Annotated in this window: 22 protein-coding genes; 8 read left to right on the forward strand and 14 right to left on the reverse strand. The window is 73.3% G+C overall.

The window, feature by feature from the left end; translation table 11 throughout:
- The first annotated feature begins 6 nt into the window (after nt 1-6).
- Nucleotides 7-225, forward strand: a complete 219-nt coding sequence (locus tag AAD528_RS03800) for a KTSC domain-containing protein (RefSeq protein ID WP_345750690.1) — start codon at nt 7-9, stop codon at nt 223-225.
- 10 nt (nt 226-235) lie between these two features.
- Here the strand turns inward: AAD528_RS03800 and AAD528_RS03805 are convergent, their stop codons facing one another.
- The 9 genes from AAD528_RS03805 to AAD528_RS03845 form a co-directional block, all read right to left on the reverse strand.
- The gene (locus AAD528_RS03805) at nt 236-1,540 is read right to left on the reverse strand and encodes an MFS transporter (protein WP_345750691.1); all 1,305 of its coding nucleotides are present in this window, start codon (nt 1,538-1,540) and stop codon (nt 236-238) included.
- Nucleotides 1,541-1,645: 105 nt separating this feature from the next.
- Nucleotides 1,646-2,761 carry a fatty acid desaturase family protein gene (locus AAD528_RS03810; protein WP_345750758.1) on the reverse strand — a complete coding sequence of 372 codons (1,116 nt, stop codon included), beginning with the start codon at nt 2,759-2,761 and terminating at the stop codon, nt 1,646-1,648.
- Between the two features lie 165 nt (nt 2,762-2,926).
- Nucleotides 2,927-3,235 (reverse strand): hypothetical protein, encoded by a 309-nt coding sequence (locus tag AAD528_RS03815; RefSeq protein ID WP_345750692.1) that lies wholly within the window; start codon nt 3,233-3,235, stop codon nt 2,927-2,929.
- A gap of 250 nt (nt 3,236-3,485) precedes the next feature.
- Complete coding sequence (locus AAD528_RS03820) at nt 3,486-3,707, reverse strand: hypothetical protein (protein WP_345750693.1); 222 nt, start codon at nt 3,705-3,707, stop codon at nt 3,486-3,488.
- Nucleotides 3,708-3,927: 220 nt separating this feature from the next.
- Nucleotides 3,928-4,350: an ATP-binding protein gene (locus AAD528_RS03825; protein ID WP_345750694.1), complete on the reverse strand. Its 423-nt coding sequence runs from the start codon at nt 4,348-4,350 to the stop codon at nt 3,928-3,930.
- Nucleotides 4,340-4,672 carry an STAS domain-containing protein gene (locus tag AAD528_RS03830; RefSeq protein ID WP_345750695.1) on the reverse strand — a complete coding sequence of 111 codons (333 nt, stop codon included), beginning with the start codon at nt 4,670-4,672 and terminating at the stop codon, nt 4,340-4,342. Before AAD528_RS03830 ends, AAD528_RS03825 begins: the two co-directional genes overlap by 11 nt.
- Before the next feature lie 76 nt (nt 4,673-4,748).
- Nucleotides 4,749-5,903: a PP2C family protein-serine/threonine phosphatase gene (locus AAD528_RS03835; RefSeq protein ID WP_345750696.1), complete on the reverse strand. Its 1,155-nt coding sequence runs from the start codon at nt 5,901-5,903 to the stop codon at nt 4,749-4,751.
- Nucleotides 5,904-5,915: 12 nt separating this feature from the next.
- Nucleotides 5,916-6,341 (reverse strand): hypothetical protein, encoded by a 426-nt coding sequence (locus tag AAD528_RS03840; protein WP_345750697.1) that lies wholly within the window; start codon nt 6,339-6,341, stop codon nt 5,916-5,918.
- Between the two features lie 117 nt (nt 6,342-6,458).
- The gene (locus AAD528_RS03845) at nt 6,459-7,352 is read right to left on the reverse strand and encodes an SDR family oxidoreductase (RefSeq protein ID WP_345750698.1); all 894 of its coding nucleotides are present in this window, start codon (nt 7,350-7,352) and stop codon (nt 6,459-6,461) included.
- Between the two features lie 118 nt (nt 7,353-7,470).
- Between AAD528_RS03845 and AAD528_RS03850 the strand changes: the two genes are divergently transcribed.
- The 3 genes from AAD528_RS03850 to AAD528_RS03860 all read left to right on the forward strand — a co-directional run bounded on the left by AAD528_RS03850 (nt 7,471) and on the right by AAD528_RS03860 (nt 9,808).
- Nucleotides 7,471-8,040 carry a TetR family transcriptional regulator gene (locus AAD528_RS03850; protein WP_345750699.1) on the forward strand — a complete coding sequence of 190 codons (570 nt, stop codon included), beginning with the start codon at nt 7,471-7,473 and terminating at the stop codon, nt 8,038-8,040.
- 80 nt (nt 8,041-8,120) lie between these two features.
- Complete coding sequence (locus AAD528_RS03855) at nt 8,121-8,498, forward strand: UBP-type zinc finger domain-containing protein (RefSeq protein WP_345750700.1); 378 nt, start codon at nt 8,121-8,123, stop codon at nt 8,496-8,498.
- Nucleotides 8,495-9,808, forward strand: a complete 1,314-nt coding sequence (locus AAD528_RS03860; protein WP_345750701.1) for an NAD(P)/FAD-dependent oxidoreductase — start codon at nt 8,495-8,497, stop codon at nt 9,806-9,808. The genes AAD528_RS03855 and AAD528_RS03860 overlap by 4 nt, the downstream gene beginning before the upstream one ends.
- Nucleotides 9,809-9,845: 37 nt before the next feature.
- Here the strand turns inward: AAD528_RS03860 and nhaA are convergent, their stop codons facing one another.
- From nhaA to AAD528_RS03875, 3 genes are all read right to left on the reverse strand, one after another.
- Nucleotides 9,846-11,711: a Na+/H+ antiporter NhaA gene (gene nhaA, locus AAD528_RS03865; protein WP_345750702.1), complete on the reverse strand. Its 1,866-nt coding sequence runs from the start codon at nt 11,709-11,711 to the stop codon at nt 9,846-9,848.
- A gap of 144 nt (nt 11,712-11,855) precedes the next feature.
- Nucleotides 11,856-12,770 (reverse strand): hypothetical protein, encoded by a 915-nt coding sequence (locus AAD528_RS03870; protein ID WP_345750703.1) that lies wholly within the window; start codon nt 12,768-12,770, stop codon nt 11,856-11,858.
- Nucleotides 12,771-12,864: 94 nt separating this feature from the next.
- Entirely contained in the window at nt 12,865-15,156 is a 2,292-nt protein-coding gene (locus AAD528_RS03875) for a HelD family protein (protein ID WP_345750704.1), read from the reverse strand.
- Between the two features lie 797 nt (nt 15,157-15,953).
- Here AAD528_RS03875 and AAD528_RS03880 point away from each other — a divergent pair.
- The 4 genes from AAD528_RS03880 (at nt 15,954) to AAD528_RS03895 (ending at nt 19,116) form a co-directional block, all read left to right on the forward strand.
- On the forward strand, nt 15,954-16,922 hold the full coding sequence (locus AAD528_RS03880; protein WP_345750705.1) for an intradiol ring-cleavage dioxygenase: 969 nt from the start codon (nt 15,954-15,956) through the stop codon (nt 16,920-16,922).
- Nucleotides 16,923-16,942: 20 nt separating this feature from the next.
- Complete coding sequence (locus AAD528_RS03885) at nt 16,943-17,353, forward strand: VOC family protein (RefSeq protein WP_345750706.1); 411 nt, start codon at nt 16,943-16,945, stop codon at nt 17,351-17,353.
- 97 nt (nt 17,354-17,450) lie between these two features.
- Nucleotides 17,451-18,251 carry a histidine phosphatase family protein gene (locus AAD528_RS03890; RefSeq protein ID WP_345750707.1) on the forward strand — a complete coding sequence of 267 codons (801 nt, stop codon included), beginning with the start codon at nt 17,451-17,453 and terminating at the stop codon, nt 18,249-18,251.
- The gene (locus tag AAD528_RS03895) at nt 18,235-19,116 is read left to right on the forward strand and encodes an NAD(P)H-hydrate dehydratase (protein WP_345750708.1); all 882 of its coding nucleotides are present in this window, start codon (nt 18,235-18,237) and stop codon (nt 19,114-19,116) included. The genes AAD528_RS03890 and AAD528_RS03895 overlap by 17 nt, the downstream gene beginning before the upstream one ends.
- A 72-nt stretch (nt 19,117-19,188) precedes the next feature.
- Here the strand turns inward: AAD528_RS03895 and AAD528_RS03900 are convergent, their stop codons facing one another.
- Both AAD528_RS03900 and AAD528_RS03905 read right to left on the reverse strand, forming a co-directional pair.
- Nucleotides 19,189-20,784, reverse strand: coding sequence for an SDR family oxidoreductase (locus AAD528_RS03900; RefSeq protein ID WP_345750709.1), 1,596 nt, complete (start codon nt 20,782-20,784; stop codon nt 19,189-19,191).
- Nucleotides 20,781-21,965 carry a ferrochelatase gene (locus AAD528_RS03905; RefSeq protein ID WP_345750710.1) on the reverse strand — a complete coding sequence of 395 codons (1,185 nt, stop codon included), beginning with the start codon at nt 21,963-21,965 and terminating at the stop codon, nt 20,781-20,783. Before AAD528_RS03905 ends, AAD528_RS03900 begins: the two co-directional genes overlap by 4 nt.
- Nucleotides 21,966-21,974: the final 9 nt, after the last annotated feature.

The following is a 21,974-nucleotide window of genomic DNA, read 5'->3' on the forward strand; positions in this document are numbered from 1 at the left end:
GCCGGCATGAAGCGGGTATCCGTCGAGTCGAGCGTGATCGCCGAGGTCGGCTACGACCGCGTGGTGTCGACCATGGAGATCCTGTTCACGACCGGCGAGCTGTACCGCTACTTCGCGGTGCCGCCGTCGGTGCACCGCGGTCTCGTCGGCGCCGACAGCCCCGGCGAGTTCTTCGGCCGGCGGATCCGCGACGTCTACCCCTTCGAGCACGTGAGACTCGCCTGACGACGGCGCCTCAGGGTACGCGCTCGGGCCGCTGCAGCTCGGGCTCATCCGGGATCACGGGCGCGCGACGGATGCTGATCGACACAAGCGCGGCGACCAGGCACAGGCCCGCGGCCGCGAACCACGCCACGGTGTACTGCCCCGTCGCGTCGCGCACGATGCCGGCGAGCACGGTCGCGACGCCGGCGCCGAGCTGGTGGCTCGCGAACACCCACCCGAACACCAGGGGTCCGCGCTCGCCGAACAGCTCCCGGCACAGCGCGATCGTGGGCGGCACCGTGGCGACCCAGTCGAGGCCGTAGAACACGATGAAGAACCACATCGGCGGGTGGACCTCGCTCGACAGCAGGAACGGCAGGAACAGCAGGCTGACGCCGCGTCCCGCGTAGTACACGGCGAGCAGGATCCGCGGGTTGACGCGGTCGGTGAGCCAGCCCGACAGCACGGTGCCGACGATGTCGAAGATCCCGACCGTGGCGAGAAGGCCCGCCGCGACGGGCTCGGTCATGCCGTGGTCGTGCGCGGCCGGGATGAAATGCGCGCCGATCAGCCCATTGGTCGACGCACCGCACACGGCGAAGCCGATCGCGAGCGCCCAGAACGTGCGATGGCGGGCGGCGTCGCGCAGCGCCCGCAGGGCGAGGATCGCGGGGTTGACGCGCGAGCGCTGCGGCGGCGCCGGCGGGTGCGCGGGATCGGCGCCGTAGGGCAGCACGCCGATCCGCTGCGGCGAGTCGTGCAGGAACCAGGCGACGAGCGGCACCACGACCAGCGCGCCCGCCGCGACGACGAGGCTCGCCTCGCGCCAGCCGACCTCGGTGGCCAGCCACGCGGTCGGCGGCAGGAAGATCAGCTGTCCCGTCGCGCTGCCCGCGCTCAGGACGCCCGACACCGCGCCGCGGTGACGCACGAACCAGCGCTGCGTGACGGTCGCGGCGAAGACCATCGCCATCGATCCCGTGCCGATGCCGATCAGGCCGCCCCACGTCAGCCACAGGATGAACGGAGCCGTGGCGAGGGTGCCGAGCACCGCGCCGGAGGCGACCAGGATCAGCGCGAGGATCGTGACCCGCTTGATCCCGAACCGGTCCATGAGCGCCGCGGCGAACGGCGCTGTCAGGCCGAACAGCACGATGTTGATGCCGATCGCGATCGACAGGTCGGTGCGGCTGAAGCCGAGCTCGGTCTCGATCGGCACCATGAACACGCTCGGCGCCGCGCGGAACCCGGCGGCGCCGACGAGCGCGAGGAACGCCACGATCGCGACGAGCCAGGCCGGGTGCAGGCGACGGCGCGCACGGGAGGGAGAGGTCACTCCCTCATTCTGTCCGCGTCGGAGCGGGCCGATGCCGGATCCGTGGACCGGATCCTGCCGAGGTCCGCCCGGATCCTGCCACGGGACCCACGCCCCGCGGGCGTGTCAGGCGCGTCCGAACCGCGCGGCGGCGGGGCAGTCGAACGGATCGCGCGCTGCGAGGCCGACGCGGTTGAGGTAGTCGATCACGATGCCGTACGAGCGCCACAGGGTGGTCTCCGTGTACGGCACGTCGAGCGTCGCGCAGTAGTCGCGCACGATCTCCCGCGCCTGCGCCAGGTGCGGGCGCGGCATGTTCGGGAACAGGTGGTGCTCCACCTGGTAGTTCAGGCCGCCCATCAGCCAGCTCGCCCACCATCCGCCGGAGATGTTGCGCGAGGTGCGCACCTGCTTCGAGAAGAAGTCGAGCTTCGCGTCGGGCGCGATGACCGGCATGCCCTTGTGGTTCGGCGCGAAGGACGCGCCCATGTACACGCCGAACACCGCGAGCTGCACGCCGAGGAACGCGAACGCCATCCCCACCGGCAGCAGCAGGAAGATCGGCGTGAGCACGACCGCGAAGCGCAGCGCGATGAGGCCGAGCTCGATCCAGCGGCCCTTCACCGGGCCGCGCTGCGTCAGGTGCTGCAGTCCCTGCCAGTGGAGGTTCAGTCCCTCGAACGTGAGCAGCGGGAAGAACAGCCACCCCTGCTTGCGGGTGATGAGCCGGCGGAGCCCGCGCGCCTCGGCGGCGTCGACGTCCAGGAACGAGATCGTGTCGACCGCGATGTCCGGGTCCTTGCCCACGCGGTTGGGGTTGCCGTGGTGGCGGGTGTGCTTGCTGTCCCACCACGCGTAGCTGATGCCCACGACGCCGGCCGCGAGCACGCGCGCGAGGCGGGCGTTCGCGGGGCCACCCGACAGGATCTGACGGTGGGCCGCCTCGTGCGCCAGGAACGCGACCTGCGTGAACAGGATTCCGAGCGCGGCGGCCATGAGGAGCTGGAACCAGCTGTCCCCCAGCAGGATGAAGCCGGTGACGACGCCGCCGAGCCCCACGAGGATGGCCGCGCCCACGATCGCGTAGAACCACGGTGTGCGGCGCAGCAGCCCCGTCTCCTTCACGACCTGCGACACCTGCGTGTAGGCCTTGGCGAGCGGCGGGAACTCGGCGGTGCCGGAGTACGTCTGGCGAATGGGGCCGAGGTGAGCGTGCGGGGCGGCCGTGAGGGTGGAGGAGATGCAGCACCTCTGTCGATCGGTTCGGCCGCGTCCGGGCCTGGAAGCCAAAGGCGGATGCCGATCGCTGAGGCTGACGCTACACGCAACGCCATGCGCGCGCCGGAATACTCGGGCGATCCATCGGGGACGCCCAGGCGTCGGCCAGTCACGCCCGGCGGGGCGCGATCAGCCTCGGACGCGCGAGCGCGGCCGCCGGCGGCCGCCCCTGGACGCCACCGCGCCGCGGGGCGATACCGCGACCTGGCGCAGGGTGTGCGCGCGCAGGGCCTCCTGCGCGTCGCGTCGCGTGCGATACACGCCGATCGGCTGAGCGTGGGCGCCGTGCAGCGCGTGGCCCGCGCTCGAGACGGAGATGAAGCCCGCGAACTCCTCGTGGAGCGTCGCGACGAACACGTCGTGGTCGGCCTGCCTCCAGCGGAGGGCGTCGCCGGCGGGCGCGGGGATGGGCGGATGGACGGGTGCTGCGGAGGACATGGAGGTCGTTTTCGTCGGAGCGGTCGCGCCGTCGTCGGCGGATCGCGGGAAGGTTCGGGCACCTGAGCGGGAGTCGCTCGGGTGGGCGGATCGCGCCGGGCTTCGCGCGCGCAGTGCGACGCGAGAGGCCATGGAGGCAGACGATCGGGATGACGCGGCGCCCGTGGGATGGCGGGCGGAATGGCCGAGACGGCGGCCGCGTCCTCCCACCTTAGCCGATGGCCCTGGACGCGGCCTGCGCGCGTCCGCCTCACTCGGCGTCGATGAGCTCGAGCAGCTCCTTCGCGGCCTTGGCGATGTCGTCGTGGTCGTACTGCGCGGCGCGCGACTCCATCGAGATCACGGCGCACCGGTGCACCTTCTCGTAATCGCCGAACGGGAACTCGTAGCGCGCCTTCGTCTCCTCGTTCGCGTCCCTGTCGATGCCGAGTGCCAGTCGGCGTACTCGGCCCAGCCGTGCTCCTCGCGCCACGCGGTCTCCTTCTTCGCCGCGAGCGCGTGCTCACTCCAGTGGTCGCGCTCGTCGCGCACGACCGCCCCGTCCTTCACGAGCTTCCTTGCGTGGCGCAGCGCCTTGTCGTTCAGCTTCACGGTCATGGATGAGCCTCCTGTCGCGTCCGTGTCCGGTCTACCCGCGACCGCGACCGGGCGCACCGGTCTTGACGCGGCGGCGCGGGGCGCTCATCCTGCGCTCAGAACGAGGTCTGCCCGAGGCGGCGCACCATGCGCCAGTGGTTGCCCTCTTCGGTGCGCTCCACCTCGAGCTCGTCGAGCACCGCCTCCGCCAGCGCGAGGCCGCGGCCGCCCTCGGCGTCCTCCCCGGGCATCGCCTCGCCGAACGTGGGCGAGAACTCCTGGCCCGTGTCGTACAGGTCGGCGACGATCTCCTCGTCCGTCACGCGCACCTCGAAGCGCCAGCGCACCTCGCCGGCGGGCGTGCCGTGCTCGACGACGTTGTTCGCGATCTCGATCACGGCCGTCTCGAAGAGCATCAGATCCATCGACTCGATGTCCGGATGATCCGCGCCCACCGTCTCCAGCAGGGTGTGCAGGCGATCGATCTCGGTCGGGACGGCGAAGCCGTCCAGCGAGTACTGCTCCTCCTCACCACTCACGAGTCGCGTCCTCGATCGTGTCGAACGGCGCGAGGATCCGGTCGAGGTTGGTGAGCTTCAGCACCGCCCTCACCTGGTCCCCCGCTGCGGCGATCCGTACGTCGCCGCCCGCCTGACGCGCGGCCTTGAGCCCTCCGATCAGCGCGCCGAGACCGGACGAGTCGACGAAGTCGACGGCGGCGAGGTCGATGACGATCCTGCTCCGCTGGTCGCGCACCAGCTCGTCGATGCGCGCCTTGAGGGGCGGCGCCGCGACGAGGTTGAGCTTGCCCTGCGGGGACAGGACCGTGTACCGATCCGTGCCCGTCTCCTGGAACTCCATCAGATCTCCTGCTCCTTGCGGTCGAGAGCGCCGACTTCGCGCTCGGGATCGGTGCGCGGCGCGCGCGCCGGCACTCTCATGTGCGCACGCCCGTGCGCCGCAGCGCGACGGCCGTGAGGTCGTCCGATGCGCCCTGTGCGGCGGCGTAGTCGACCACGCGGTCGACGAGCTGCGCGGGCGTCAGCGCCGGATCGGCCGCGGCCTGCACGGCGTCGAGCGCGAGATCGATCTCGCCGAAGACGTCGAAGACCCCGTCGCTGACGATCACGACGGTCTCGTCGGGTTCCAGCACGTCGGTCGAGGATTCCATGGTCCCCGCGAACGGCACACCGAGAGGCACGTTCGGCTGCGCGAGACGCCGCACGCCGCGCGGCGAGACCACGACACCGAGGCCGTGGCCCGCGTCGACGTACTGCAGCGCGCCGGTCACCGGATCGAGCCGCCCCGTCCACATCGTGACGAAGCTGCCGTTCGTCTCCAGGTCCTGCGCGATGGTCTCGACGGTGCGGTTCAGGGACTCCGCGAGCGTCGCATAGCGCGAGTGCGTGCGCAGCACCGCGCGCACCTCCGACGCGATGAGCGAGGCCGACAGGCCCTTGCCCATCACGTCGGCCAGCACGAACTGCAGCTGTGGTGCGCCGTCGTCGATGACCTGCCAGTCGAAGAAGTCGCCGCCCGCGGCGCGCGCCTGCTGCACGCGTCCGGCGATCTCGACGCCCTCGAGCGCCGGGGGCTCGCTCGGCAGCAGCAGCGCCTGCACCTCGCCGGCGCGCATCATCTCGAGCTCGACCGCGATCTCCCGCTCGAGCATGGCGCCGAGATCGGCGAGCATCTCGCGCTGCGCGTTGCCGAGCTCTCTCGGCACCAGGTCGAGGAGGCACAGCGATCCGACGCGCTGTCCGCTGGTCGAGTGCAGCGGCACGCCCGCGTAGAAGCGCACGCGCGGGCCGGCGGCGACGCTCGGCATCTCCGCGAAGCGGTCGTCCAGCCGCAGGTCGGGGACCTCGAAGACGCCCTCGCGCTGCACCGTGTACTGGCAGATCGAGTCGCCCAGCCCACGGCTCGCCTTGGGCGTGCCGCTCGCGGCGACCGTGAACTGCTGGGTCTCGGTGACGAGGTTGAGCGCGGCGATGGGGGCGCCGAAGATCGCCTGTGCCAGGCGGATGACGCCGTCGAACCGCTCGTTGCCGGCGGTCGCGAGGCGCTCGATCTCAGTTGCGCGTGTGGACATGGAGCCCTGTCCTCACGCGGCCGTGCCGGCGGCGTCCAGGAGCGGCTCGACCTCCAGCATCGATCGGCGGATCGCGGCCCAGCTCATGCCCACGTTCGCCCGGCGGTCGGTGATGAGAACGCTCGCGGCCCGCGGATGGTTGGGCAGGATCATCATGAAGTGCATCGTCCGCCGCGTGGTCATCTGCACCTCCTCGATGAGGTGCTCGGGCGTGACCCCGCGGCGCTCCGAGATGAGCTTCTCGACCGTCGTGACGGTGGCGCCGCGGAACATCTGCACGGCCGCCGCGGCCACGGCATCCAGGTACGTCTGGTTGAAGTAGGGCACGTCATGCGCGACGCCGAGCAGCTCGCCCGTCGTGACATCCACCACCGCGCATCCCAGGGCCCCGTCCACCTCATCGATGACGGAGCGCATCACGTCGTCAAGTGTGCTCACGATCGCCACGATAGCCGCGCGCCCCGCTCCTGCCCAGCGTCGCGCGCCGGGCGCGTCACCGACCAGCGCCGCATCCTCGCCGGGCGGACGGATGGGATCCGTCCGCCCGGCTCGTGGTCACGCGTCGTAGTGCCCGGCCCGGATGTCCGCGAGGAGGGTCGGGCCTGAGGGCTCCCATCCCGTGCGCTCGCGCGTCAGGGCGCTCGAGGCGGGGATGTCGAGCCCCAGGATGCGTCCGATGAACGGGATCTCCGCCGCCAGCGTCTCCGCATCGACCGACACGGCGGGCAGCTCGAGCCGCTCGGCGAGCGCCTCGGCCATGCGCCGCACGGCGCTGCCCTCCTCACCCACCGCATGCAGGATCGCGCCCGCCTCCGCGGTCTCGAGGCCGAGGCGCACGAGACGAGCCGCGTCGGAGCGGTGGACGGCCGGCCAGCGGTTGACGCCGTCGCCGACGTAGGGCACGGATCCGCGTCGGCGCGCGGCCTGCGCGACGGCGGCCACGAAGCCGTGGTCGCCCTCGCCGTGCACGGTGGGCGCGAAGCGCACCGGCACCACGCGGACGCCCCGGGTGACGTACTCGAGCGCGAGGTTCTCGGCACCGCCGCGCATCGACTCCGGGCCCACGGACGGGTTGGGGTCGAGCTCGGTGACGGGGCGACCGGGGGTGAGCCCGGCGACGCCCGCCGCGAGGAGGAAGGGCTTGCCCGTGCCCTGCAGCTGCTCGGCGATCGCCCCCACCGCGGCGCGCTCGGCGCGATCCGACTCGGCGGGGTTGGCCCAGTCGTGCTTGTTCGCCAGATGGATGACGCCGTCCGCGTCGGCCGCGCCGGCGCGGATCGCGTCGAGATCGTCCAGCTCACCGCGCCGGACGTTCGCGCCGAGGGCGGCCACCGTCTCCGCGGCGGCCTGCGATCGGGCCATGCCGACGACGTCGTGGCCCGCCGCCACGAGCTCGGCCACGACCGCGCGGCCGATGTATCCGGATGCTCCGGTGATGAAAACGCGCATGAGGTCCTTTCCTCGTCGCCTGGGCGACATCGTCATGTCAGTCACTGACGTCAGTGACTGACATAGCGAGAATACACCCGATGTCGGTCACTGTCATCACTCGCGCTAGACTCCCTCCATGGCACGATGGGCTCCCGGCGCCGCGGCTCGGCTGCACGAGGCCGCGCTGCGGCTGTTCGCCGAGCGCGGCTTCGAGACGACCTCGGTGGCCGACATCGCCGCGGCGGCCGGCGTGACCGAGCGCACCTTCTTCCGCCACTACGCCGACAAGCGCGAGGTGCTCTTCGGCGGCGAGGACGTGCTCCTGACCGCCTTCGTCGGCGCCGTGCAGGGCGCCCCGGCCGGCGCCTCCGACCTCGCGATCGTCGCCCACGCCCTCGACGCGGCCGGCGGCGAGCTGCAGCGCATCCGGGAACGGGAGCAGGCGCGCGTGCGCGGCGCGATCGTCGCGGCGAACGTCGCCCTGCGGGAGCGGGAGCAGCTCAAGATGACGCGCATCGCGGCGGCCGTCGCCGAGGCCCTGCGCGCCCGCGGCACCGCCCCCGAGGCCGCGGACCTGGCCGGCGACCTGCTGGTGTCGGTGTTCTCGAATGCCTTCGCCCGCTGGATCGCCCCCGGCGAGACCCGCGACCTCACCGCGATCCAGACCGAGCTGCTGGACGCGCTCCGCGCCCTCGTCGCGGCCTGAGCCCCGCCCGGCCTCTGTCGCGCGCCGCGTGCGCGCCCTAGTGTGTCGCTCATCCCCTCCGCTGGAACGAAGGGCGCCGCATGAGCGAGGAGACAGAGCCCCGGATCGACCCGTCCGTCGCGCCGTCCGGCACCGGATGTCCGGAGTGCGACGACCACGACGGCTGGTGGGTGCACCTGCGGCGCTGCGCGACGTGCGGGCACATCGGCTGCTGCGACACGTCGCTCGGCCGCCACGCGACGGAGCACTTCCGCGCGACGGGCCATCGCTACATCCGCAGCTTCGAGCCCGGCGAGACCTGGTTCTGGGACTACGTCGACGAGAAGACCTTCGAGGGTCCCGAGCTGGCCGCGCCGCAGAGCCGCCCGCAGGATCAGCCCTCCCCCGGGCCGCGCGGGCGCGTGCCGCTCGGCTGGCGGTCGGTGCTGGACGAGCGCGACCGGGCGGAGGCGTCATGAGCGCCAAGGGCCTCGCGCAGCTGTACGGCGGTCGGCACGACCGCGTGACGTACGAGATCCGCGACTTCCTGACCCGGACGGTCGTCGAGTACGAGTGGACGCCCGTCGACTCCGACGCGGAGTGCTTCGACGCGCTCGGCACGACGCTCGCGCACGCCCGGCTGCCGGTGCTCGTGCTGCCCGACGGCGCCGAGCTCGTCGAGCCGAGCCTCGAGCAGATCGCCCGCAGCCTCGGCTGGATCTCGGAGCCGCACGTGTCGACGTACGACCTGGCGATCTACGGCGCGGGCCCCGCGGGGCTGTCCGCCGCGGTGTACGCCGCCTCCGAGGGGCTGCGCGTCGTGCTCGTGGAGCGCGAGGCCGTGGGCGGACAGGCGGGATCGAGCAGCCTGATCGAGAACTACCTGGGCTTCCCGAGCGGCGTGCGCGGCGCGGAGCTCATGGAGCGGGCGCGCCAGCAGGCCGTCGCGTTCGGCGCGGAGCTGCTGCTCATGCGGCGCAAGATCCGCGGGGAGATCCGCCAGCACGGCAGCCGGAGCGCGTTCTCGGACGGCACGCAGATCGCCGCGACGGCGGTCATCGCGGCCACGGGCGTCGCGTGGCGCCGCCTCGGGCTCGACGACGAGGACCGCTTCCTGGGCGCCGGCATATATTACGGCGCGGGCACGAGCGAGGTGCTCGCGTGCGCGGGCGAGGACGTGTTCATCGTGGGCGGCGCCAACTCGGCGGGCCAGGCGGCCATGAATCTCGCGCAGCACGCCGCGAGCGTGACGCTCGTGGTGCGCGGACCCAGCCTCTCCCGCACGATGTCGTCCTACCTGGCGAACCGCATCGAGCAGGAGCCCCGCGTGCGCGTGCTGACCGGCACGCGCATCGTGGAGCTGCGCGGGGACGAGGATCTCGCGTCGATCGTGCTGGAGGACGACCGCGGCGAGCGCCGCGAGTGCGCCACGGGCCGCGTGTTCGTGTGCATCGGCGGCGTGCCCGACACGCACTGGGCCACGCACACGTCGATCGCGTGCGATCCGCGCGGCTTCCTCCTGACCGGACCGGACCTGACGCCGGACCTGCTGGACGGCCGGTGGACGCTCGACCGCGCGCCGTTCCACCTCGAGACCAGCGTGCCGGGCACGTTCGCCGCGGGGGACGTGCGATCCGGGTCGGTCAAGCGGGTCGCGTCCGCGGTGGGCGAGGGCGCGATGGCCGTGACCCTCGTGCACCGCTACCTGTCCGAGACGTTCGGCGAGGAGGGCACGATCGGCACGCCCCCGCCCATGCTGTTCGGCGAGGCCGGCCGATGGGCGGTCTGACCGCCCGGGCCGACTGACCGCCGCTCAGGCCGACGGCTCAGGCCGGCACGCGGTCGGGCGCGGTCTCCTCCAGGGCCCGGATGAGCGAGCGCGCGTCGTACGGCCCGACGTGCCGCCGCCCGTTCACGAAGAACGTCGGGACGCTCGTGATGTCCATGGCCTCGGCGTCCAGGAGGTCGTCGCGGACGTGCGCCGCGACGTCGCCCGAGCGCAGGTCCTCCTCGAACCGCTCGACGTCCAGCCCCAGCTCCTCGGCGCGGCGGATGATGTCGGACGGGCGCTGATGCTCCTGGTCGGCGAACAGGCTGCGCTCGTACTCGAAGAAGCGACCCTGCTTGGCGGCCGCCTCGGACGCCTCCGCCGCGGCGAGCGCGTTGGGATGCTTGCGCGTGAGGGGCGCGTGCCGCCACACGTAGCGCACGCGGTCGCCCAGCTCCTCGTGCACCTCCTGGATCACGCCGGACGCCTTGGAGCAGAACTCGCACTGGAAGTCGCCGTACTCGACGATCTCGAGCGGCGCGTCCATCGAGCCGAACACGTGGTCGCGCCGCGGATCGACGGGGCGCTGCAGCGTCTGCCCTGTCTCCTCCGCGGGGCGCGCCGCGTCGGAGATGCGGAACACCACGGTCGCGAGCACGAGCGCGATGATCGACGCGGCCAGCACCCCCACGCGCGCCTCGTTCTGGGCCGCGGCGTCGTCGATCGCGAGCTCGATGATGAACAGCGAGATCGTGAAGCCGATGCCGCACAGGGCCGCACCGCCCGCGATGCGGTCGAGCGTCAGGCCGGGACCGAACTCGCCGATCCGCAGCGCGCGCATGAGCGCGACGGGCCCCAGGATGCCGATGATCTTCCCCGCCACCAGACCCGCGACGATGCCCCACGCGACGGGCGACCGCAGGGCTCCCGCGAGGATGTCCCCGTCCAGTCGCACGCCCGCGTTCGCGAGCGCGAACAGCGGCAGCACGGCGTAGGCGACGTACGGCCCCCACGCGCTCTGCAGCCGCTCGTTGATCGAGATCGACTCGCGCAGGCTGTTCGCCGCCGCGCGGGCGTACTCGCTGTTGGGCGACTGCCGGAACGTGCGGGCGAGGTCCAGGGCGTGCTCGATGTCGCGCCGGTTGGGCCGGTACACGGGCACGAGCAGCGCGATCGCGACGCCCGCCAGCGTGGGGTGCACGCCCGACGCGAGGAACGCCAGCCACACCACGATCGCGAGCGTCGCGTACACGGGGCCGCGGCCGCTCGGCAGGTAGCGCGTGGCGAAGATGGCCGCGAGCCCGAGGCCCGCCAGCACGAGCGGCAGCGGATCGAAGCTCTCGGTGTAGACGAGCGCGATGATGCTGAGCGCGCCGATGTCGTCCACCACCGCCAGCGTCAGCAGGAACACCCGCAGCCGCCCGGGCACGCGCGGACCGATCAGCGCGAGCGCGCCCACGAGGAAGGCCGTGTCCGTGGAGATCACGACCCCCCACGCGTGCTCCTGCCCCGAGCCCGCTGCGACGGCCACGAAGATCAGCGCGGGCACCGCGAGTCCCACCACGGCGGCGATCACGGGCACCATGGCGCGGGACCAGTCGGTGAGCTCGCCGATCGCGAACTCCCGCCGCACCTCGAGACCCACCGTGAAGAAGAACACGGCCATGAGCGCGTCGTTCACGAGCGCGTGCAACGTGAAGTCGAGCCGCAGGTCACCGACCCCGATCGTGAAGTGGGTCTCCCAGAACTCGCGGTACAGGTCCCCGAACGCGTTCGCCCACACGATCGCGGCGATCGTCGCGAGCAGCAGCAGCAGCGCGCCGAGACGCGTCTGGCCCATGTTCTGGATCCAGGATGCGATCGACTCCTTCGCGCCGCGCGCGCGTCCTGGCCGTCCCGTCCCGATCGTGCTGATGCTGGTCATCCGACTCCTTCTTCGCCGCGCCTGACACGTATTCTGCTCCCGCCGCGGGGTGGGCGGAGCGAAAATGCGCGCACGCGGATCGGGCCTCCCCTCCGAGGAGGGAAGGCCCGATGGGTCAGGCGCAGCCGGAGCGTCGCCCGCGGCTCAGCGGCCGAAGCCCGCCTTGTCCACCTTGCGGTGGTAGCGCATGCCGGCGAGACCGCCCAGCACGGCGCCGCCCAGGCTGACGAGCAGCGCGGCGACCGCCGTGATGATGCCCGCGGTCGTCAGCTCGCCCTCGTTGAACGGCAGACGCGGGAACGTGTTGACGTTCGCGAGGATGTTCCACTGCGCGCCCGCGATCGCGGTGATGATCGCGACGATGATCGCCACGATGAGCGCCCACAGCCACACGGCGATCCCCTGCTTGGCGCCGCTGAAGCGCGCCATCCGGCCCGCGACGTACCCGCCGCAGTAGTACGCGATGAACAGGATCACGATCACCGCGATCGCGCCGGCGATGCCGATCGTCTCGGCATTCTCCTGCGCGGCCTGCTCGGGATCGACCTGGGCGCCGAGACCGAGCGCGGCTCCCGCGCCCGCCACCAGCGCCGTCAGCAGCACCGTCATGCCCATAGCGCTCAGCCAGCCGAAGAAGGCGGAGCCGAACTTCATGCCCCCGAACTCCTCCTTCTCGCGCGCGACCACCTCGTGACGAGCGGCCCGCGCCGCGTCGGGCGACACCGCGCCCGCGACGGGGGCGGCCGACGTGCGGTCGCGGTCGTCGTCCCGGTCCCGGTCTCGGTCGTCCCGGCGGCGGTCGGCGTCGTCGCTGCGGGAGCCGGACGTGCTGCGGTCGTCGACGGGCGGCGCGGCGTACGCGACCGTCGGCTCGTCGCTGCCGCGTCCCGCGTCGCGATCCGGGGACGGCTGCCCCGTCGTGACGGTGTCGTCGTGCACGTGTGCGCCGCTCGCGGCACCCGCGTCGCGGCGGGCCTCCTCGCGGATCACCTCGTCGCGGTAGGTCTCGTCGCGATTGGATCCGTCGCGACCGTCGTCTCGGTTCAGGGGAGTGCTCATGGCGATGCTCCTTTCAGGATTCACCTGTGGTCGGTCCAGTGAACTCGGGCGGACGTGCTCTCACACAGGGCATTGCGCATCCGCGGCCAGCGCGCTAATGGCGCGCGAGGATCGCGAGCTCTCGCGTCGAGCGCGTCATCGCGACGTAGCGGTCCACGACGCCCTCGATCCCCGCACCCCACCCATCCGGGTCGACAAGCACCACGAGGTCGAACTCGAGCCCCTTGGCCTCGGCCGGCGACAGCGAGCGGACGCGCTCGCCGCCCGCGAACGACGGATCGCCGATCACGCACGCCACGCCCTCCTCGTGCGCCGCCGCCCAGGCCGACAGCAGAGCGTCCCGCTCGCCGACCGATCCGTGCCGCACGGGGATGCCGCTGCGGCGGATCGACGTCGGCACGTTGGCATCCGGGATCGCCGAGCGGATCAGCGGCGCCGCGTGGGCCATGACCTCCTCGGGGGTGCGGTAGTTGATCGTGAGCGCGGCCATGGCCACGTCCCGCAGGCCCGCGCGCGCCAGACGCCGCTGCCACGTCTGCGTGAAACCGCGGCGCGCCTGCGCGCGGTCGCCCACGACCGTGAAGCTGCGGGACGGGTTGCGCCGCAGCAGCATGCGCCACTCGGCGTCGGTCAGCTCCTGCGCCTCGTCCACCACGATGTGCGCGAACGGGCCCGCGAGCGCGTCCCCCGCAGGCGGCGCGACGGCCGGCACCGCCAGCGTGCCGCGCAGATCCTGCCCGCGCAGCATGGACATCACGCGCATGTCGGAATCGTCCGTGGCGATCAGATCCGCGACGACGTCGTTCATGCGTGCGCGCTCGGCCGCCGCCTCGGCCTCGGCCCGCCGCCGCCGCACGGCCGCGTCCGGGTCGCCCGCGCGCAGTCGGGCGGCGTCCAGCAGCGGTAGATCCGCGCGCGTCCACGGCGCTCCCGCGGGACGCTGCAGCGCGCGCACCTCCGCGCCGCTCAGCCACGGGGCGCACCGTCGCAGCAGCGCCGGATCCGTCCAGAACGCGCGCACGAGCGCGACGGGATCCAGCAGCGGCCACGCCGCGTCGAACTCCGCGCGCAGCCGCTCGCTGTCGGCGAGCGCACGGCGCACGGCCGCGTCCCCGTCCTCGCCCGCGAGCCCGTAGGCGTCGAACTGGTCCTCGTCCTCGCGTGCCCGCTCCTCGGCGCGGCGCTCGTCGTCCCACGCGGTCGACCCCGCGTCGCCCCAGCCCTCGTCGCCCCACCGATCGTCGGCGTCGTCGTCGTCCGCCCACGCGTCGCGGGCCGGCGCGGCGGCGGCGATGCGATCGACGAGGACGCCGAGCAGCGCCTCCCACGCCTGTTCGCGCGCCTCGTTGTGCGAGGAGGCCGCCTCGATCGCGCCGAAGGCCTCGGCCCAGTCGGCCGCGCGCACGCGCACGTCGCCCCACGGGGTGTCGACCACGACGTCGCGCGCCGGCGGGTGCTCCCGCAGCCGCACGGCCGCGTCGACCGCGTCGACCATCTCGCCTGCCGCCTTCAGCCTCGCGACCTCCGGGTCGGGCTCGTCTACCGCGGTCGCGCCCTCCGGCACGAGGTCGCGCAGCGTGGCGATCCGCACGCCCTCCTCCCCCAGCCCGGGCAGGATGTCCGACACGTACGCCGTGTAGGCGGGCGACGGGCCCACGAACAGCACGCCGCCGCGACCGTCCTGCAGCCGCGGGTCGGCGTACAGCAGGTACGCCGCGCGGTGCAGGGCCACGACGGTCTTGCCCGTGCCCGGGCCGCCGTCGACCACGAGGGCGCCGCGCGAGCCCGCCCGGATGATGGCGTCCTGATCCGCCTGGATCGTGCCGAGCACGTCCCGCATGCGGGACGAGCGGCTGGCGCCGAGGCTCGCGATGAACGCCGACTGGTCATCGAGCGCCGCTCCCGACGCGAGCGCGTCGGGAGTGAACGCCTCGTCCCAGTAGTCCGTGATGACCGCGCCCGTCCAGCGGTAGCGCCGCCTCGTCTCCAGCCCCATGGGCGTCGCGAGCGTCGCGCCGAAGAACGGCTCGGCGGCCGGCGCGCGCCAGTCGATCAGCAGCGGCTCGCCGTCGTCGTCGGTCAGGGCCAGCCGCCCGATGTACAGCGTGCCCTGCTCCCCCACGATGCGACCCAGGCACAGGTCCAGCCCGAACCGGCGCAGCATCCGCAGCCGCGCCGTGAGGCGATGGATCTCGAGGTCGCGGTCGAGGGCCGCCTGACCGTGCCCGGCGGGCGCGCGGCGCTGCGCGTCGAGGCGCGCCTCGAGCTCGGCGATCTGGCGGGCGAGGCTCGCGCCGATCCTCGCGAACTGCGCGACGTCCGCCGCGATCAGCGCGGGGTCGACCTTCGCCGGGTGGGCGTCGAGGGAGAAGGGATGCAGGTTCACGCGGCGGCTCCTGGAATGGCGGCGGTCCGGGAAGGGGGAACGCGCAATTCTGCCCCACGACCTGGGCCTTGCGGCAAGGCCCCACCGCCCGCGTATCCTGGAGATGCGGGCGGATCACCGCCCCGCTCTCTCGCCCCGGCGGCTTTCCTTCACGGCGGACCCGCGCGACGGCGACGCCGTTCGGAATCAGCGGCCACGCTCGGGCACCCGGAAACCGGAGAACGCCCCGATCCCGGAGCCTCCAGCGTGCAGGGATCCGGGATCCCGGCGGACTCCGGGATTCAGGCGGCGCCGGGACCACGCCTCGCCCGCGAAGCTCAGACACCCGGCACCGGAGAACGCCCCGATCCCGGAACATTGAGCGTGCAAGGATCCGGGATCCAGGCAGACTCCGTGATCGGGCGGGTCCGGGATTAAGGCGGGATCCGGGATTCAGGCCTCGCCCGCGAAGCTCACACACCCACACACCGGAGAACGCCCCGATCCCGGAGCATTGCGCGTGCAAGGATCCGGGATCCAGGCGAACTCCGGGATCCAGGCGGATCCGGCATCCAGGCGGATCTCGGATCCAGGCCTCGCCCGCGAAGCTCAGACACCCGGAATCCGGAGGACGCCCCGATCCCGGAGCGTTGAGCGTGCAACGATCCGGGATCCAGGCGAACTCCGGGATCCGGGCGGATCCGGGATCCGGGCTCCCCCGCATAGCGATCTCATACGCGGCTCAGTGCGCCCACCGCAGCGCGACGCGCAGTGTCTTCGTGTGGCGCCTCGGGGCGCCCCGAGCAGAGGAGACGCACATGACGCGACGCATTCCCGACCCCCGGCCCACGAGCGACGGGCCCTCGTACGAGGGTCGGCCGCTGGCCAGGCCCCACGAGGAGGTCGTGGACCAGGGCGCGGGCTTCGACCTCGGCACGCTGCTGAACCGGCGCGCGCTCTTCGGCCTCGCGGGCCTCGGCGCGGGAGCGGCGCTCCTGGCGGCGTGCGCGCCCGCCTCCGGCACGGGGCGCTCCGCGTCGGGCGCCGGCGGTGCGTCGTCGCCGTCGCCGTCGCCGACATCATCGCCCGGCACCACCGCGGAGGTCCCGGCCGCGGAGATCCCCGACGAGACCGCGGGTCCCTATCCCGGCGACGGCTCCAACGGCCCCGACGTGCTCGAGCAGTCAGGCATCGTGCGATCCGACATCCGTTCCAGCGTCGGATCCGACGATCCGGTCGACGGCGTGCCGCTGAGGTTCACGCTGCGGATCACCGACATGGCGCAGGCGGACGCCGCCTTCGCGGGCGTCGCGGTGTACGCGTGGCACTGCGACGCGCAGGGCCGCTACTCGATGTACTCGCAGGGCGTCGAGGATCAGACCTGGCTGCGCGGCGTGCAGGTCGCGGACGCGGACGGCCTGGTGACGTTCACGTCGATCATGCCGGGCTGCTACGCGGGGCGCTGGCCGCACATCCACTTCGAGGTCTACCCGGACGCGGGCTCGATCACCGACTCCGCGAACGCGATCGCGACGTCCCAGCTCGCTCTCCCCGAGGACGTGCTCGCGGACGTGTACGCGCGGCCCGCGTACGACGGATCAGCGGCGAACCTGGCGCGCATCAGCCTCGAAAGCGACAACGTGTTCGGCGAGGACGGCGGCGCGCTGCAGCTGGCGGCCGTGACGGGCAATTCGACCGCGGGGTACTCCGCCGCCCTCACGGTGCGGGTCGACACCGCCACGGAGCCGACCGCGGGCGCGATGGGCGGCGGCATGCCGCCGCGCTAGGCGGTCCTAGGATCGAGCGCATGCCCGTGTTCGATCATCTCGGAATCACCGTCGACGACGTCCCGCGCGGGATCGCGCAGTTCGACCCGATCCTGCAGGCGCTCGGCTTCGAGCGGCAGGACGCGTCCGACTCGGTGTCCTGGTGGAAGGACGGCGAGACCGAGCTGATCCTGATGCCGCCCCGCGAGGACGGCACGGGCCCGCACGTGCACGGTCGGGTGGGATGGCAGCACCTGGCGTTCGCCGTCGAGTCCCGCGCGGATGTCGACCGCTTCCACGCGATCGCGCTGGACGCGGGGTGGACGGCCGTGCGCGATCCCAAGGAGTACCCGCGGTTCTCGGATCGGTACTACGCCGCGTTCGTCGAGGACGACAACGGCATCCGCATCGAGTTCATGCACAACCCGCCGCGGGACGCGCCGGCGGAGTGAACCGCGGCCGGGCGGTGCGGGATCGCGCGCCCACGGCCGTCGCGCAGCCGTCTGTCAAGCCTCCCCCCGGCGCCGGGGCGCTCGTTACGCTCGGACGATGGGACTCGAGCGACTCGTGATCGTCCGCCACGGCGAGAGCGTCGGCAACGAGGCGGCGAGCGCCGCCGAGCTGGCCGGCGACGAGGTGATCGACCTGCCGTACCGCGACGCGGACACGCCCCTGTCGGACACGGGCGAGGCGCAGGCGCGCGCGCTCGGCTCGGCGCTGCCGGCGTTCGGCGTGGACGACGGCGCGGCGGCCTGGGTCTCGACGTATCGCCGCGCGGCGCACACCGGACGCCTCGCGCTCGCGGCCTCGGGCGTCGCCCGGGTGCCGCGGCCGGACGAGCGGCTGCGCGATCGCGAGCTCGGGGTGCTCGACCACCTCACGTCGCACGGCGTCGCGGCCCGATACGCGTCCGAGACCGAGCGGCGCGCCCACCTCGGCAAGTTCTACTACCGCCCGCCGGGCGGCGAGTCGTGGGCGGACGTGGCCCTGCGGCTGCGCTCGTTCCTGGTCGACGCCCGCAGCGCGCCGGCCACGACCGGTGTCGTGTTCGTGCACGAGGCGGTCGTCCACCTGTTCCGCTACGTTCTGGAGGGCTGGGACGAGCAGCGCGTGCTGTCCGCGGCGATCGAGGCTCCCGTGCCGAACGCGTCCGTGACGATCCTGGAGGCCGACGCGGATCCGGACCGCCCGTGGCGCGCCGCGCTCGTCGGCGACGTGACGCATCTGGAGCGTCACGGCGTTCCCGCGACCCTGCACACCGGCCGGAGGGACGTCGCGCCCCGCCAGGACGAGATCGATCCCGGCCGCCCCGACGACGCCGAGGAGGAGCCCCGTGCCACTGCGGACTGAGACGGTCGGCCGGCGCTCCCTGCGCCGCTGGCCGCTGCCCGATCCCGGCTCGTCGAAGTACGACCGCGGCACGCTGCTCGTGGTGGGAGGCGCGCTGCGCAGTCCGGGCGCGGTCGCGCTGGCGGGCGTGGCGGCGCTCCGGGTGGGAGCGGGCCGCATCACGCTGGGCGTCGCGCGGTCCGTCGCGCCGGCGCTCGGCGTCGGCGTGCCCGAGGCGGGCGTGATCGCCCTGCCGGAGACGCCGGACGGATCCGTGCGTCCCGACGCCTACACGGCCGTGCTTCCGACCCTGCGCTCGGTGCAGGCCGTGCTGATCGGACCGGGGCTCGACGACCTCGAGTCGGCGGCGCGCCTCGTCGAGGCGCTGGTCGCCGAGGCGCCGGAGTCCACGGTGTTCGTGCTCGACGCGTACGCGCTGGCTGCGATCGCCGACGAGCCCGGCCTGGTCTCCAACCTCCACGGGCGGCTCATCCTGACGCCGAGCCCTACCGAGCTGGGCGTGCTGCTGGGCGGGCGCGAGATCGCGGCCGACCGCGCGGCCGATGTGCGCCGCGCAGCGCGCGAGGTGGCGCGCGCGTACGGCGCTGCCGTGGCCACGCAGGCACTGGTGGCCGATGTGGACGGCTCGGCGTGGCGGATCCGCGCGGGGGGTCCCGGGCTCGGCACGTCCGGCAGCGGCGACGTGCTCGCGGGCGCGATCGCGGGACTGGCCGCCCGCGGAGCCACTCCCGCGCACGCGGCCGTGTGGGGCACGTACCTGCACGCGTGCGCGGGTGATCAGCTCGCGCCGGGGCGGCAGGGCGTCGGATACCTCGCGCGCGAGCTGTCCGACCGCTTCCCCGCCCTGATCGCCGACCTGAGCTGACGCGCCGGCGGCGGTCGCTCGGCCCTCGGCGGTCGCTCAGACCTCGGCGGTCGCTCAGACCTCGCCGGCCGCTCAGCCCTCGGCCGTCGTGCCGGTCGTGGCGGTCGCGCCTGCCGTGCCGCGCTCCGCCGTCGAGACGATCCGGCTCACCATGCCGCTGAAGATCATGCCGTGGAACGGCAGCATCGCGAGCCAGTAGAGCCGGCCGGTCAGCCCGCGCGGGAAGAACACCGCGCGCTGCACGTACTCCGCGCCGTCCGGCGCGTCGTGCACCGCGAGCTCGAGCCACGCGTTGCCGGGCGTCCACATCTCGGCGCGCAGCCGCAGCAGGCTCCCCGGCTCCATCGCCTCGACGCGCCACAGGTCGATCGCATCGCCCACGGCCACCCGCGCGCGGGTCCGGCGCCCGCGCTGCAGCCCGACGCCGCCCATCAGCCGGTCGATCCATCCGCGCACGGCCCACAGCGCGGGGGCCGAGTACCACCCGTTCGTGCCGCCGATCTGCGTGATGACGGCCCACACCGCATCGCGATCCGCGACCGTGCGGCGCGTGCGCCGATCCGTGAACACCGTGCGCCCGGCCCAGTCCGGATCGCTCGGCAGCGGATCGCTCGGAGCGCGCGACACCGTCGTGTCGACCCAGCTCGTCTCCACGTCGTCGATCTCGATGCGCGCGAGCGCCAGGCGGACCGCCTCGCGATAGCCGGTCAGCCCCGCGGCCGGCGGCGGGATGATGCCGTCGATCGCGTGATCCCTCATGACGCACGGGTGCTGGAGCGACTCCACGAGCGGCCGCGCGATCTGCCACGGCACGGGCGTGACGAGGCCCACCCACAGCGACGCGAGGCGCGGCGTGAGCACGGGCAGCGCCGCGATGCCGCGCTGCGGCAGGCCCGCCTCGAGCGCGTAGCCGTTCATCATCTGCCCGTAGCGCAGCACGTCGGGCCCGCCGATGTCGACCGCGCGGTTCAGCGAGGGCTCGACGCGCGCCGCCGCGAGCAGGTAGTGCAGCACGTCGCGCACTGCGATGGGCTGGATCCGGTTGCGCACCCATCGGGGCGCGGGCATGTACGGCAGCACGTCCGTGAGGTGCCGCACCATCTCGAACGAGGCCGACCCCGAGCCGATCACGACGCCCGCCTGCAGCACGAGCGTGGGCACGCCCGAGGCGAGCAGGATGTCCCCCACCTCCTTGCGCGAGGCGAGGTGCGGCGACAGCGGCACGCCCTCGGGGTGCAGTCCTCCCAGGTACACGATGCGACGCACGCCGTGCGCCTGGGCCTGGTGCGCCACGTTCTCCGCGATGGCGCGGTCGCGCTCGGCGAAGCCCGCGCCCGCGGTCATGGAATGCACGAGGTGGTAGACGATGTCCGCGTCCTCGACCGCGCGGCCCACCGCATCCGCGTCGGCCGCGTCGCCCGTGACGACCTCGACGTCCGCCGCCCACGGCAGCGCCGCGACGCGGCCGGACGAGCGCGACAGCACGCGCACGCGGTACCCGCCGTGCAGCAGTCGCGGCACGAGCCGGCCGCCGAGGTAGCCGGTCGCGCCGAGCACGACGACGCGAGGCGAGCGCCCGTCCTCCCGCGGCAGCGCGCGAAGACCCTCCTCCGCCCCGGTCGGGGCGCTGAGTTCGCCCGCCGGAAAGGACAGGCGCTCGTCGCTCACGGCGCCACGCCCGCGGCGGCCGGCTTGAAGCCCGCCCGCACGTTCTCGCAGCACGCGGGACGGCACACGTCGAACCAGGGACCGAGGTCGGTCGCGCGCGGGCGGTCGGCGGCGGGCACCGCCGCGATCCGCTCCTCGACCAGGTCGACGATCCCCGCCACGAACACCGGGTCCACGCCCGGCGTGGGCGTCCGGATCGCGCGCATGCCCGCGGCCTCGGCGGCCTCGAGCGCCTCGTTGTCGAGGTCCCACATCACCTCCATGTGGTCGCTCACGAAGCCGACCGGCACGATCGCGACCGCCGCGACCCCCTCGCCCGGCAGTTCGCCGATGCGGTCGCAGATGTCCGGCTCCAGCCACGGCTGCGACGCGGGGCCCGAGCGCGACTGGTACACGAGCTCCCACGCCACGTCCGCCAGCGACGCGTCGCGCTCCGCCACGCGCCGCATCACGGCCTCGGCGACCGCACGGTGCTGCGCCTCGTACGCGCCGCCGTCGCCCAGGTCGAGCTCGCGCGGACCCGAGCGGCGCGCGTCGTCGACCGGGATGCTGTGCGTCGTGAACAGCACGCGCGTCTGGCCCGCCTCGCGCAGCTGCGTGAGCGCATCCAGCACTCCCGGCACGAACGCGTCGACGAACCCGGGGTGGTCGAAGAACTGCCGGATCTTGTCGATCGTCACGGTCTCGGCGAGTCCCGTTCCCGTCAGCACGCGCGCGAAGTCCTCGCGGTACTGGCGGCAGCTGGAGAACGAGCTGTAGGCGCTCGTGGCGAACGCCAGCAGGCGGGTGCTCCCCTGCGCGGCCGCCTCGGTCACGGCGTCTTCGAGGTACGGCGCCCAGTTGCGGTTGCCCCAGTACACGGGCAGGTCGATCCCGCGGCGCGCGAGCTCGGCCTCGAGCGCGGCCTTCAGCGCGCGGTTCTGCGCGTTGATCGGGCTCACGCCCCCGAAGTGCCGGTAGTGGTGCGCGACCTCCTCGAGGCGCTCGTCCGGGATACCCCGACCGCGCGTCACGTTGCGCAGGAAGGGGATCACGTCGTCCTGCCCCTCGGGCCCGCCGAATCCGGCGAGCAGCAGGCCGTCGTACGGCTGCGGCTCGGTCGCGTAGGGCGCGCCGGACGCCGACGCGGGCGAGGCGAACGGGACGCGGTCGGCGGTCGTCGTGGTGGTGGTGCTGTCCAAGATGAGTGC

The organism is Microbacterium rhizophilum, from assembly GCF_039605615.1.
In the GTDB taxonomy this organism is placed as follows: Bacteria; Actinomycetota; Actinomycetes; order Actinomycetales; family Microbacteriaceae; genus Microbacterium; species Microbacterium rhizophilus.